At 56.3% G+C, this 13516-nt stretch carries 4 protein-coding genes, 3 tRNA genes and 3 rRNA genes; 7 read left to right on the plus strand and 3 right to left on the minus strand.

Features of this window, described 5'->3' with window-relative positions; genetic code table 11:
- Positions 1-98 precede the first annotated feature (98 nt).
- Positions 99-2981, plus strand: coding sequence for a M16 family metallopeptidase (locus AC0V6V_RS11215; RefSeq protein WP_486165466.1), 2883 nt, complete (start codon positions 99-101; stop codon positions 2979-2981).
- A 38-nt stretch (positions 2982-3019) separates the two neighbouring features.
- Here the strand turns inward: AC0V6V_RS11215 and AC0V6V_RS11220 are convergent, their stop codons facing one another.
- The 3 genes from AC0V6V_RS11220 to AC0V6V_RS11230 form a co-directional block, all read right to left on the minus strand.
- Positions 3020-4858, minus strand: a complete 1839-nt coding sequence (locus AC0V6V_RS11220) for an ABCB family ABC transporter ATP-binding protein/permease (protein ID WP_486165467.1) — start codon at positions 4856-4858, stop codon at positions 3020-3022.
- Positions 4859-4932: 74 nt separating this feature from the next.
- Positions 4933-5883 (minus strand): retropepsin-like aspartic protease, encoded by a 951-nt coding sequence (locus AC0V6V_RS11225; protein WP_486165468.1) that lies wholly within the window; start codon positions 5881-5883, stop codon positions 4933-4935.
- Positions 5884-6001: 118 nt separating this feature from the next.
- Positions 6002-7564: a lipopolysaccharide biosynthesis protein gene (locus tag AC0V6V_RS11230; protein ID WP_486166337.1), complete on the minus strand. Its 1563-nt coding sequence runs from the start codon at positions 7562-7564 to the stop codon at positions 6002-6004.
- A gap of 604 nt (positions 7565-8168) precedes the next feature.
- Between AC0V6V_RS11230 and AC0V6V_RS11235 the strand changes: the two genes are divergently transcribed.
- From AC0V6V_RS11235 to AC0V6V_RS11260, 6 genes are all read left to right on the plus strand, one after another.
- A 16S ribosomal RNA gene (locus tag AC0V6V_RS11235) occupies positions 8169-9654 on the plus strand.
- A 188-nt stretch (positions 9655-9842) separates the two neighbouring features.
- Positions 9843-9919 (plus strand) — tRNA-Ile (locus tag AC0V6V_RS11240).
- 18 nt (positions 9920-9937) lie between these two features.
- Positions 9938-10013: transfer RNA gene (locus tag AC0V6V_RS11245), tRNA-Ala, on the plus strand.
- Between the two features lie 281 nt (positions 10014-10294).
- Positions 10295-13084 (plus strand): 23S ribosomal RNA (locus AC0V6V_RS11250).
- Positions 13085-13212: 128 nt separating this feature from the next.
- Positions 13213-13327 (plus strand): 5S ribosomal RNA (gene rrf / locus AC0V6V_RS11255).
- The 16S, 23S and 5S rRNA genes sit together here with 3 tRNA genes alongside, the layout of an rRNA operon.
- 99 nt (positions 13328-13426) lie before the next feature.
- Positions 13427-13503: transfer RNA gene (locus AC0V6V_RS11260), tRNA-Met, on the plus strand.
- Positions 13504-13516 lie beyond the last annotated feature (13 nt).

Genomic DNA, 13516 nt, shown 5'->3' on the forward strand with positions numbered 1-13516 from the left:
TCAACCCTTCGGCGAGCGAGCCCGCGATCATTGCTTGAGCTTGCGCGCTAAGAACGCTTTAACAGTGCCCAACACTTTCATGATTGGGGACTGAAAGCATGATCATTCAGACATTTCGCCGCACTTTCCTTGCCAGCGTTGCAACCGCTGCCTTGGCCATGGGCGTACCTGCCGTTGCCGATGACCATTCCGGTGATGCCGCGCAGGAGGCTCCAACCCTCTCCGCCCCGAAAATCGAATACACCCGCTGGCAGCTGGACAACGGCCTGACTGTGATCGCCCTGCCAGACAACACCACCGCCAATGTCACGACGTCGCTGTGGTACAAAGTTGGCTCCAAGCATGACCCAGAAGGCCGCTCCGGCTTTTCGCATTTGTTCGAGCATATCCTCAGCCGCAAGACGGTGAACATGCCGTACAATATGATCAATAAGCTGACCGAGGATGTCGGCGGCCAGCGCAATGCCTCCAACTGGATTGATCGCACCAATTATTTCGAGACGGTGCCCGCGCAATATCTCGAGACGATGCTGTGGACCCACCGCGAGCGGATGGCATTCCCCGTGGTCGATGCCGAGGTGTTTGAGAACGAACGCAATGTCGTAAAGGAAGAGCTGCGCACCCGCGTGCTCGCACCGCCCTATGGCCGGCTTCAGCGATTCGTGATTCCAGAAAACGCCTATGATGTGCTGCCGATGCGCCGCCCTGGCATTGGATCAATCGAAGATCTGGACTCGGCGACTTTGGATGACGCCCGAGCGTTTCATCAGGCCTATTACGGTCCTGATACAGCGACCCTGATCGTTGCCGGCAATTTCGAAATGGAAAAGCTGCGTGCGCTGGTCGATCAATATTTTGCCGATATTGAACCGCGGGATAATCCGATCAGCCTCGAGATCGAGGGCAATGAACCCGTTCGCACAGAGCCGCGCTCCATCGCCGCCACCGCGCCCAATGTGCCTTTGCCAGTGGTTGGCGGAATTTGGAAAGCGCCACCTGTTAGCAGCGAAGACGCAGCAGCGATTGAAGTGCTCACCGCGATCATGGCTCGTGGCCAAAGCAGCCGCCTGCACACGGCTTTGGTCCGCAGCGGTAAAGCAGTACAAGCCGCGCATTTTGACACAATGACGATGGATGGCGGCTTCATTGCCAATTTTGCCGTGCTTAGTCCTGTGGCAAATTCTGAAGAAGCAAACGCCATTCTGAATGCAGAGATCGAACGAATTCGCACAGAGCCAGTGACCGATGCGGAGCTGACCGAGGCGAAGAACGAGATTTTCTCCTCAGCCCTGTCTCAGCGCCAGACGGTTCGCGGGCGCGCTTTTGAGCTGGGTGAGGCCTTGGTCTCAACCGGCAATCCCGATGCCGCCGATGCGCGGCTTGCCCGAATTGCCTCCGTCACCGCGGAAGACGTGCAACGGGTTGCGGCCAAATGGCTCGATCCAAATGCGAAAGTGTCGATGACCTACACGGCTGGTGAGGATGATCCGTCTACCTATGCCAATCCAGTGCCGCGCCCAGCCTATGGAACGGTGCCGCCTGCCACGGGCGCACCGCTGGAATTGCTTCCTGAAGGGGAGCGCATGGCGCCGCCAGCTCCGATTGACGCGCCGGAGGTTGTGCGCAGCGACTTCGTGACGAGCACGCTCGCCAATGGCATTCCGTTGGTGACGACGCAGACCAGCGACGTGCCAATCGCAACAATCACCATTGTGTTCCCGGGTGGGGACGCGAGCGATCCCGCTAACAAGGCTGGCCTTGCCGGTTTCGTCGCAAGCCTCGCCGATCAGGGCACAGCCACGCGCAGCGCGCCAGAAATTGCCGCGACTTTGGAATCGCTTGGTGCATCGCTGAATATCAGCAGCAGCCCGGACGGGACTTTTGCGAGCCTGACCGCGCCCACGGTCAATCTGAACAAAGCCGGAGAGGTGCTGGTCGATATCATTCAAAACGCCAGCTACCCGACCGAGGAGCTGGAGCGGGAACGCAAGCGCGCGATGGATGGAATTGACGCAACGCTCAAAGATCCAAGCTCGCTCGCTGGATTGGTCGCGACCCGCGTGATGTACGGCGATGCGCCCTATGGCCGGGTCGCCACAGTCAGCAGCATTCCGAACATCACCCGCGAAGACCTGCTGGCAACCCGCGCGGCCTATTGGCATCCGCAGACGGCCAAGATCGTCGTGAGCGGCGGCATTGCTGCGGACGAAGCGGCGACACTGGCAGGCAATCTGTTCGGCGAGTGGGAAGCGAGCAGCGCACCGCCCGCAATGGTCGCGAACCCAGCGGGCAGCGGCACTGCCCCGCGCACTTTGGTGATCGATATGCCCAATGCAGGCCAAGCGGCCGTGATTGCCGGCGTTCGCGGCATCTCGCGCTCGGATGAGGACTTCTATCCCGTCTGGCTGGCTAATACGGTGCTGGGCTCCGGTTCCAACGGGCGCTTGTTCGAAGAGGTTCGGACCAAGCGCGCGCTAGCCTATGGTGCCTATTCGCAAATGCCTCAGCTGGCCGATGCCGCCGTTTGGCGCGCAATTGCGCAGACTGACCATGCGACAGCCGATGATGTTGCGGCGGTCTTCTTTGAAGAGTTTGAGAAGCTGAGCGCTCAGCCGGCAAGCGAAGACGCGATTGAGAAGCGCCGCTTGTTCCTAGGCGGAGCGATTGCGCGCAGCCTGGAGACAAGCGGAGGCTTCAACGGCCTGGTTGCGAGCGCCATGCTGCGCGGGCTCGAGCCGGATGAGGCGTTCCAGATTGCGGATCGTCTGTCGGACGTGAGTGCGGAAGAAGCGGCTCAGGTCGCGGCGGAATATCTGACCAAGGATCGCACATCTCTGGTGATCGTCGGCAAGGCTGAAGACTTCTTGGAAGACCTTCAGGCTCTGCGCGGCGAGGTTGAAGTGATCGCTTTTGACGATCTCGATCTGGCCGCAAGTGATTTGCGCAAGTCAGCCGCTGCGGCGCCCGCTGGCGGCGAATAAACGCGAGACATGGAAGCGGTGAGGGGCGTTCTGGCCTCTCACTGCTTCGTGCCGCCCGCCTCTTCTTCAGCGTTTTCATTGGCCTGCCGCGCCCACATTTCAGCATAGAGCCCGCGCTTATTCAGCAGCTCAGCGTGTGTGCCTTGCTCGGCCAAGCGTCCGGCCTCCAGCACGATGATCTGATCCGCATCGGCAATTGTTGAGAGCCGGTGCGCAATCGCGATGGTCGTGCGGCCAGCGGCAATGCGGCGCAAGGTGGCCAGAATTTCCTGCTCCGTCCGCGTATCGAGCGCGCTCGTCGCCTCATCCAGCAGCAGGATCGGCGGATCTTTCACAAGTGTGCGAGCAATTGCCACCCGCTGCTTCTCACCGCCGGACAGCTTAAGCCCGCGTTCGCCGACCATGGTTTCAAAGCCATCGGGCAAACCTTCGATCAGCGGCGTTAGCGCTGCGTCTTGCGCGGCCCGTTCGATCACGTCGTTGCTCGCATCAGCGGCGCCGTAGCCGATGTTGTAGTGCAGCGTGTCGTTGAACAGCACGCTGTCCTGCGGGACGATGCCGATTGCCTCACGCACGCTGGCTTGCGCGACCTCAGCGATGTCTTGGCCATCGATCAAGATGCGGCCGGAGGTGGGATCGTAAAAGCGGAACAGCAGCCGCCCGATGGTGCTCTTGCCTGCTCCGGAAGGGCCGACAATTGCGACATTGCCAGAGGCTGGCACTTCAAAGCTAAGCCCGTGAAGGATCGTGCGTTCTGGATCATAGCCGAAGGTCACATTGTCAAAGACCAGATGCGGCTTGCGAACGATGAGCGCTGGAGCGCCCGGCGCATCGCGCACCTCTACCTCTGTATCCATCAATCGGAACATCTCCGCCATATCGACGAGGCCCTGGCGGATCGTGCGATACACCCAGCCCAGCAGATCTAGTGGGCGGAACAGCTGCATCAGGAAGGTGTTGACCAGTACCAAATCACCAACGGTCAGCTCGCCCTTGCTCCAGCCCCAAACGGTGTAGGCCATCGCGCCCGCCATAAGGGCATTGGTGATCAGCGATTGCGTTATGTTGAGCAGGCCGAGCGAGTTTTCGCTCTTGACCGCAGCCTCGGCATAGGCCCGCGCTGCTTGGCTGTAACGCTTTTCCTCGCGCTCCTCAGCGCCGAAATATTTGACTGTTTCGAAGTTCAGAAGCGAGTCGACTGCACGGTGCAATGCCTGACCATCAAGGTCGTTCATCTCGCGGCGTAGCTTTGTGCGCCATTCCGTGATCCAGCGGGTGACCGCGATATAGGTGACCACGGTGACAGCGGTTGCAGCAACCAGTTCCCAGCCAAAATTGAGGTAAAAGATCACTCCCACCGCAATCAGCTCAATGGCGGTGGGCGCGATGTTGAACAGCAGGAAGTAGAGCATCATGTCGATGCTCTTGGTGCCGCGTTCGATGATCTTGGTAACCTCGCCCGTGCGGCGCGACAGATGGAAGCGCAGGCTGAGGCGGTGCAGGCGGTGGAAGACATCCTCCGCCAGGCTCAAGGTGGCAGCCTGACCAACGCGTTCGAACACGATGTTGCGCAGGTTGTCGAACAGCAGCGAGGTGAAGCGGCCTAGCCCGTAAGCGATCACTAAGGCCAACGCCACTGTTGCGCCTTCGCTGACCGGACCGGCCATCGCATCGGCGGCGTGCTTATAAGCGAACGGCAGCGCTAGAGTGACGCCCTTAGCCGCGAGCACGAGCACCATCGCTATAACAATCCGCCAGCGCAGGCCCGGATTGTCCTTTGGCCAGAGGTAAGGGAGAAACCGCTTGAGCGTTGCCCAGCTTTCCGCCTCGGGCGGGCGGTTTGCATGGTCAGCAGAAGTGGATGTGTCAGGCGGCATCGGTGGCGACCATGTGGGCGCACCTCAGCATAAGCGCAAGGTTCTCAGGCGGCTGTGTTCTCTTAAGAGCCTTCTTAGTATCGGCTTGTCGGCTGATTCCGGCGAAAGTCGCGGCCAACCGAGCGAGGCAGGTCAAACAGAACGCGTTGCCGCGAGAAGTCGATCGCGACCCGGTCAAACATCCTCAGATGGTTCATGCCCAGGGACAGCACTGGCTTATCCTTCAGGCCTAGCGCTTCAAAGGCTGGCGTGTCAGCAAAGGTGATCGGCACATTCTTGAGGGTCACCCCGCCAATCTCCAGACTCCTTACGAACGACATTTCTCCGGAGGCGGACACGCCGTTGACATCAGTGGTCTGGACCGTCGCGGCACGCTTCGTGCGAATGCGTTGGCGCAGCGCATTATTGGCGAGGCTGGCCTGCGCGCCCGTATCGATAATCACGGTGGTTTTTACGCCTTCAACCTCAGCATTGGTAATCAGCAGCTGGCCCAGCTTGTGACGGGCGCGAACCACGATTTCAAAACCACGCTGGCTGGCTTTTTCTTTGGTGACGTCTTCGATCACCATGGTCTCATCGCGAAAATCGATCAGCACTCTGAAATCTTGCAATGTGTCGAGCCCGATGATGCCGTCCGCACCAACGTGATCTTTATAGAGAACCGGGGCTGCAAGGTTATGGATCGTGCTACCGCCGAGCTCGAGGCTGTCCAACTCAACCACTTCAACTGGGCGGCGGCTGGCCATGCCTACCAGAGTTGCGGTGCCAAGCGACTCTAGACCCAGCGTATCATTGATACCGTGCGTGACGGCGGTCGCCTGGCTGCCAGTGTCGATCATGAAGTTGTAGGGGCCGGCGCCATCAATGGTCACTGGCACGGTCATGCGCTCATTGCGCTCTTCTTCCAGGCTCAAAATCTCTGTGTTCGGATTGGTGAAGCTGGGCGCAATCGACTGATCTCCGGCCTGCTGCCCCATACCAATAAAAGCCATGGAAAGTGCGGGGCCGTACCAGAAATAATGCATAATGTGTCCTCCCATGTGCGCAGACTAGGGATGCTGCGCACTGCCCAAGAGGGACAGACTACCAGACGATTGATGATTGCCCAAACCAAAGCGAGATGGGCTTGCATTCACAGCAGGATTAAGCGCTTGCCGCGGTTGGTGCGGTGCCGCGATTGCGGAGCAGGCCCCATGTCTCGCGCACCTTCGCATTCCATCCGAACCAGAATGTGGCGGCATATACGCTGGCCCCGGCAAAGCCGTTCCACACCAGATCAATGAACGGTGAGCCGAATGAAGCGTATCTTTGCAGGGCGAGCACGACCAACGTCATTGCCCCGCAAGCGACGGCGGTCGGCGCTATCTCTTTCAAAAGAGCGAGCGGTGAGGCGCCAATGCGCGGCAAGGTGAGGGAGAGCGTGATGCAGCACAGCAATGGCGCGGCGACCCACCAAGCATGGACGAGGCCCATGGCTCCGAATTGAACGCCCCAAAGGAATGCGAGCGGCATAATGATCGCGCCAGAGAGACTGGTCGTTAGATAGACCTGCGTTCGGCCCATGGCGTTGGTGACGGGCGAGCAGATCAGATGCAGGGCAAAGAATGGCATTGCCAGCGCCAGTCCGCCGACAATCGGGATCATGCCGGCCCATTTCTCGCCAAATAGCGTTAGGATGGCCGCTTCGCTGGTAAGGGCCAGCCCGACATATATTGGTGCAGTCACCATCATCACCATTCGCGCGGTCTTCAAGAAGTATGGGCCGAGTGGCTTATTCGCGCGGTGCAGCTCTGAATAGGCGGCAAGCCCGACCTCATTGATCGGCGGCAAGAACCGGCCCGTAACAATAAGCGTGAGGAACAAGGCTTCTGAATAAAGGCCGAGGTCATAAGTCGACATCTGACGGCCCGCGATCACGATGTCGCTTTGGCTCTGGATGATCCAGAAGATCTGGCAGAGCGTCAGCGTGCCGCCAAAGGTTACCAGATCCCACGCGCCGCGCGGATCAAATATCGGCTTCACCAATAGGCGTGCTGCAATAGAGAGCCCGATCGCGCGGCTGATAAACATCGCAATCGGCGCGTAGACCAATGACCACACGCCAAAGCCGAGCCATGCGAGCGACAATGCAGTGATCGCCCCAATGGCCGCGCAGGCCATATTGACCTGACCCTGCTTGCGGAACTCGAGGCGCCGGGCGAGCAGCTCAGAGGGGAGGGCGGTAAATGGCACGGTGAAGAAGATCACCGCTTGGATGCGGAGCATATCCTCCACCAAGGGCTCACCAAAGTAAGCGGCGGCGTAAGGCGCGAACAGAAACTGCACGAGTGCCATGGAACCATTGAACAGCAGCAGCAGCCCAAAGATCTGTCCGATCCGTCGCTCGTCAATCTTCTCGGTCTGGACGAGCGAGGTGGCAAAGCTCTGTCCATTGAGGATTGCGAGCGCGGCCAAGACCACTTGGGTCATTGCGAACAGGCCGTAATCTGTCGGCTCTAATAAGCGCACCACCAATATAGTGGAGGTCCAGGTTATGATCTGTGCCGCAACCTGTGTGCCCCAGCGCCATTTCACCGCTGACCTTACGCGCCCTGCAAAACCGTCTTCGCTTTGCATCACACCCTCATGGTTCGCAGGCGACTGGCTTTGGCCAGCGCGCGAATCATCGGCCGAATTTGATTCGGAAATAGGGTGCGTCCCGCTCATTCCTTGGCCCCTAACCCTAAAAGGTGAAGAATCTGCCTGTTTAAATGGCCAGATCGGAGCAAGCCGGAGGGGTGATTCCAGCGATTCATTGGAAGTCAGGGTTGAAAAGCAGCTCCAAGGCCCCATTTCATGTAGGCCAGAGCGCAGCGAAACCCGCAGGAAACCGAGGGTTTTGAAGTTCTTTGAAATAAAATTGCAAAAAGGCGTTGACCGAATCTCAGTCCCCGCCTAGATGACCTCCACCGACGCGGCGATGACGGTTTCTAACCGGCTCGCAGCAATCGGTCGCCAACATAAACGGACAACCGGCCCCCGGTGCAGATCGGGGAACCATTGTTGTCCGCTTCTTATGTTGGTCGGCTCTTTGACATTGTTAGTATATGATGAAGGGACATGTGGGCGACGGTGCCCGGTCCAGGGGTTTTAAGGCTCTGGATACCGGTTAAATTATGCCGATTGCCACATTTTGGAAGTGCACCACGCACCTCCTTAATGATGCATGTTCATTCGTATCCATTACGTTTGACAGCAGGTAATCGGCTCCTTGAAGCTCATGCTTGACTGGCTAGCGAACTTCGGTTCGTGCTGGTTTTGTATGTGACACAAACTTGAGAGTTTGATCCTGGCTCAGAACGAACGCTGGCGGCATGCCTAACACATGCAAGTCGAACGAACCCTTCGGGGTGAGTGGCGCACGGGTGCGTAACGCGTGGGAACCTGCCTTTAGGTTCGGAATAACTCAGAGAAATTTGAGCTAATACCGGATAATGTCTTCGGACCAAAGATTTATCGCCTTTAGATGGGCCCGCGTTAGATTAGATAGTTGGTGGGGTAATGGCCTACCAAGTCGACGATCTATAGCTGGTCTGAGAGGATGATCAGCCACACTGGGACTGAGACACGGCCCAGACTCCTACGGGAGGCAGCAGTGGGGAATATTGGACAATGGGCGAAAGCCTGATCCAGCAATGCCGCGTGAGTGATGAAGGCCTTAGGGTTGTAAAGCTCTTTTACTAGGGATGATAATGACAGTACCTAGAGAATAAGCTCCGGCTAACTCCGTGCCAGCAGCCGCGGTAATACGGAGGGAGCTAGCGTTGTTCGGAATTACTGGGCGTAAAGCGCGCGTAGGCGGCTTATCAAGTCAGGGGTGAAATCCCGGAGCTCAACTCCGGAACTGCCCTTGAAACTGGTAAGCTAGAATATTGGAGAGGTAAGTGGAATTCCGAGTGTAGAGGTGAAATTCGTAGATATTCGGAAGAACACCAGTGGCGAAGGCGACTTACTGGACAATTATTGACGCTGAGGTGCGAAAGCGTGGGGAGCAAACAGGATTAGATACCCTGGTAGTCCACGCCGTAAACGATGATAACTAGCTGTCCGGGCTCATAGAGCTTGGGTGGCGCAGCTAACGCATTAAGTTATCCGCCTGGGGAGTACGGTCGCAAGATTAAAACTCAAAGGAATTGACGGGGGCCTGCACAAGCGGTGGAGCATGTGGTTTAATTCGAAGCAACGCGCAGAACCTTACCAGCCTTTGACATCCTAGGACGGTTTCTGGAGACAGATTCCTTCCCTTCGGGGACCTAGTGACAGGTGCTGCATGGCTGTCGTCAGCTCGTGTCGTGAGATGTTGGGTTAAGTCCCGCAACGAGCGCAACCCTCATCCTTAGTTGCCAGCATTTAGTTGGGCACTTTAAGGAAACTGCCGGTGATAAGCCGGAGGAAGGTGGGGATGACGTCAAGTCCTCATGGCCCTTACAGGCTGGGCTACACACGTGCTACAATGGCAACTACAGTGGGCAGCTATCACGCAAGTGTGAGCTAATCTCCAAAAGTTGTCTCAGTTCGGATTGTTCTCTGCAACTCGAGAGCATGAAGGCGGAATCGCTAGTAATCGCGGATCAGCATGCCGCGGTGAATACGTTCCCAGGCCTTGTACACACCGCCCGTCACACCATGGGAGTTGGTTTCACCCGAAGATAGTGCGCTAACCTTTTAGGAGGCAGCTAGCCACGGTGGGATCAGCGACTGGGGTGAAGTCGTAACAAGGTAGCCGTAGGGGAACCTGCGGCTGGATCACCTCCTTTCTAAGGATATTTACGAAAGCGCCTGACCCTGTGTTGGGAAGAGCTTCGTAACTTCCAAAGAACATTGCCGTCGTCCTCATGTCCTTTCATCACTGGAGATTGCCCTCGGGCAGCTGAAAAGCTGCGCGTGGGGTAAACACCTGAGCTGGCTCACGCCCCTCGCGGTCTAACGGCCGCTTGAGGAGTGTAGGTCCGTAGCTCAGTTGGTTAGAGCGCACCCCTGATAAGGGTGAGGTCGGTGGTTCAAATCCACTCGGACCTACCAGTTATTGTCTGGTCTTTAGGGGCCTTAGCTCAGCTGGGAGAGCACCTGCTTTGCAAGCAGGGGGTCATCGGTTCGATCCCGATAGGCTCCACCAGACAACTTAGATCGTACTCCAGGATGAAAAGAAAGCAAATCTCGCGCAGGGTTTACTCTGATCGTGAGTATGCGGCTTCGGCCGCACATCATTTGACATTGTGAATGGGTTTTTAAATCGATGCCGTGGCGGTATCGTCTTGCTAGCATGAGCTTAGGCTCTGGCTAGAGGGATGGTGCCATCACAAATCAATCAAATTGATTATCTGGCTGAGATAATTCTCTGCACTATCATGAAGACGGCAGCTTTTATGCAGGCTTGTCGTTGATGGTGTGGATTCTCAAGCGTGAGGTAAGAGCATTTGGTGGATGCCTTGGCATGTACAGGCGAAGAAGGACGTGGCACGCTGCGATAAGCGTCGGGGAGATGTGAGCAATCTTTGATCCGGCGATTTCCGAATGGGGAAACCCACCTTCACCATTTCTTTCATTGATCCTTCGGGGTCACTGAGAGAGGTGGATAAGGTATCACCTTAGTGAATATATAGCTTTGGTGAAGCGAACCCAGGGAACTGAAACATCTCAGTACCTGGAGGAAAAGACATCAACCGAGATTCCGTTAGTAGTGGCGAGCGAACGCGGACCAGGCCAGTGCCTTTTCATAAATTAGCAGAACTCTCTGGAAAGTGAGACCGTAGTGGGTGACAGTCCCGTATGCAAAAATGATTGAAAAGGACTTGAGTAGGGCGGAACACGTGAAATTCTGTCTGAACATGGGGGGACCACCCTCCAAGCCTAAATACTCGTACATGACCGATAGCGAACACAGTACCGTGAGGGAAAGGTGAAAAGCACCCCGATTAGGGGAGTGAAACAGTACCTGAAACCGGATGCTTACAAGCAGTTGGAGCCCCTTTAGGGGGTGACAGCGTACCTCTTGCATAATGGGTCAGTGACTTAATCTAGCATGCAAGCTTAAGCCGTTAGGTGTAGGCGAAGCGAAAGCGAGTCTGAATAGGGCGACTGAGTATGTTGGATTAGACCCGAACCCCGGCGATCTAGGCATGACCAGGCTGAAGGTGCGGTAACACGCACTGGAGGGCCGAACCGTTGCATGTTGAAAAATGCTCGGATGAGTTGTGTTTAGGGGTGAAAGGCCAATCAAGCCGGGAAATAGCTGGTTCTCCGCGAAATCTATTGAGGTAGAGCGTCAGATGTATGCCGATGGGGGTAGAGCACTGGATGGGCTAGGGCTGCGCGAGCGGTACCAAACCTAACCAAACTCCGAATACCATCGAGTCTTGTCTGGCAGACAGACGGCGGGTGCTAAGGTCCGTCGTCAAAAGGGAAACAGCCCTAACCTACAGCTAAGGTCCCCAAATAATACCTAAGTGCGAAAGCATGTGGGAATCCCAAAACAACCAGGAGGTTGGCTTAGAAGCAGCCATCCTTTAAAGAAAGCGTAACAGCTCACTGGTCTAAATAAGGGTTCCTGCGGCGAAGATGTAACGGGACTAAAGGTATTTACCGAAGCTTAGGGTTGCAGTTTACTGCAGCGGTAGCGGAGCGTTCCGTAAGTTGATGAAGCCGAAGGGTAACCGACGGTGGAGATATCGGAAGTGCGAATGCTGACATGAGTAGCGATAAAGAGGGTGAGATGCCCTCTCGCCGAAAGACCAAGGGTTCCTGCTCAACGCTAATCGGAGCAGGGTAAGCCGGCCCCTAAGACGAGCCCGAAGGGGGTAGTCGATGGGAACCACGTTAATATTCGTGGGCCTGAAGATGTGTGACGGATCGTGGAAGTTGTTTCCTCTTATTGGATTGAGGGAGCAGCCAAGCGGTTCCAGGAAATAGCCTCTTCATATAGACCGTACCCGAAACCGACACAGGTGGTCAGGTAGAGTATACCAAGGCGCTTGAGAGAAGTATCCTGAAGGAACTCGGCAAATTGCCTCCGTACCTTCGGAAGAAGGAGGCCCTGATTCGAGGCAACTCTTATCAGGGGGCACAGGCCAGGGGGTAGCGACTGTTTATCAAAAACACAGGACTCTGCTAAGTCGGCTTCAAGACGACGTATAGGGTCTGACGCCTGCCCGGTGCTTGAAGGTTAAGAGGAGGAGTGCAAGCTCCGAATTGAAGCCCAAGTAAACGGCGGCCGTAACTATAACGGTCCTAAGGTAGCGAAATTCCTTGTCGGGTAAGTTCCGACCTGCACGAATGGCGTAACGACTTCCCCACTGTCTCCAGGATATGCTCAGCGAAATTGAATTCTCCGTGAAGATGCGGAGTACCCGCGGTTAGACGGAAAGACCCCGTGCACCTTTACTGCAGCTTTAGAGTGGCATTAGGAAAGAACTGTGTAGAATAGGTGGGAGGCTTTGAAACTTGGGCGCCAGTCCGAGTGGAGCCAACCTGTGAAATACCACCCTGTTGTTTTCTGATGTCTAACCTAGGTCCGTTATCCGGACCAGGGACCCTCTATGGCGGGTAGTTTGACTGGGGCGGTCGCCTCCTAAAGAGTAACGGAGGCGCGCGATGGTATGCTCAGGCCGGTTGGAAACCGGCTGCGAGAGTGCAATGGCATAAGCATGCCTGACTGCGAGACCGACAGGTCGAGCAGAGACGAAAGTCGGTCATAGTGATCCGGTGGTCCCTCGTGGAAGGGCCATCGCTCAACGGATAAAAGGTACGCCGGGGATAACAGGCTGATACTGCCCAAGAGCTCATATCGACGGCAGTGTTTGGCACCTCGATGTCGGCTCATCACATCCTGGGGCTGGAGCAGGTCCCAAGGGTTTGGCTGTTCGCCAATTAAAGTGGTACGTGAGCTGGGTTCAGAACGTCGCGAGACAGTTTGGTCCCTATCTGCCGTGGGCGTCGATACTTGAAAGGAGTTGCCCCTAGTACGAGAGGACCGGGGTGAACATACCTCTGGTGTACCAGTCATTCCGCCAGGAGTGCCGCTGGGTAGCTATGTATGGACGGGATAACCGCTGAAAGCATCTAAGCGGGAAGCCTCCCTTGAGATTAGGTATCATCGAACCGTAGTAGACCACTACGTTGATAGGCTGGGTGTGGAAGCGCAGTAATGCGTGTAGCTAACCAGTCCTAATAGTTCTGTTCGCGCTTGTAGAATCTGCACCATCAACGTCAGCCCTGCGTGGCTTTCATTGATTGGTAGAGAATTTCTCAAGCCAGATACGCCCAAGAACACTAAACCAAGTGCATCGATTTAAACCCGTTTTCCGCAAGCTTCATTGCTTGGTGGTCATAGCGTCTGTGACCCACCCGATCCCATCTCGAACTCGGCCGTGAAACCAGATAGCGCCGATGGTACTATGTCTTAAGGCATGGAAGAGTAGGTCGCTGCCAGGCATTGTAGCTTGCGGATTGCGGGACAAACCCATTCACTAGTCAAAGGGCTGATCCGTCAAGGACAGCCCTTTTGACGTCTCTAACGACGTCAAACGGTGCCGCGGGGTGGAGCAGTCCGGTAGCTCGTCAGGCTCATAACCTGAAGGTCGTTGGTTCAAATCCAACCCCCGCAACCATCGCATCATTGAA

This window comes from Erythrobacter sp. S249 (assembly GCF_057364975.1).

Coding starts and splice junctions, on each gene's coding strand:
- AC0V6V_RS11215 (WP_486165466.1), top strand. CDS start 99: ATGATCATTCAGACATTTCGCCGCACTTTCCTTGCCAGCGTTGCAACC.
- AC0V6V_RS11225 (WP_486165468.1), bottom strand. CDS start 5,883: ATGCATTATTTCTGGTACGGCCCCGCACTTTCCATGGCTTTTATTGGT.
- AC0V6V_RS11220 (WP_486165467.1), bottom strand. CDS start 4,858: ATGCCGCCTGACACATCCACTTCTGCTGACCATGCAAACCGCCCGCCC.
- AC0V6V_RS11230 (WP_486166337.1), bottom strand. CDS start 7,564: ATGAGCGGGACGCACCCTATTTCCGAATCAAATTCGGCCGATGATTCG.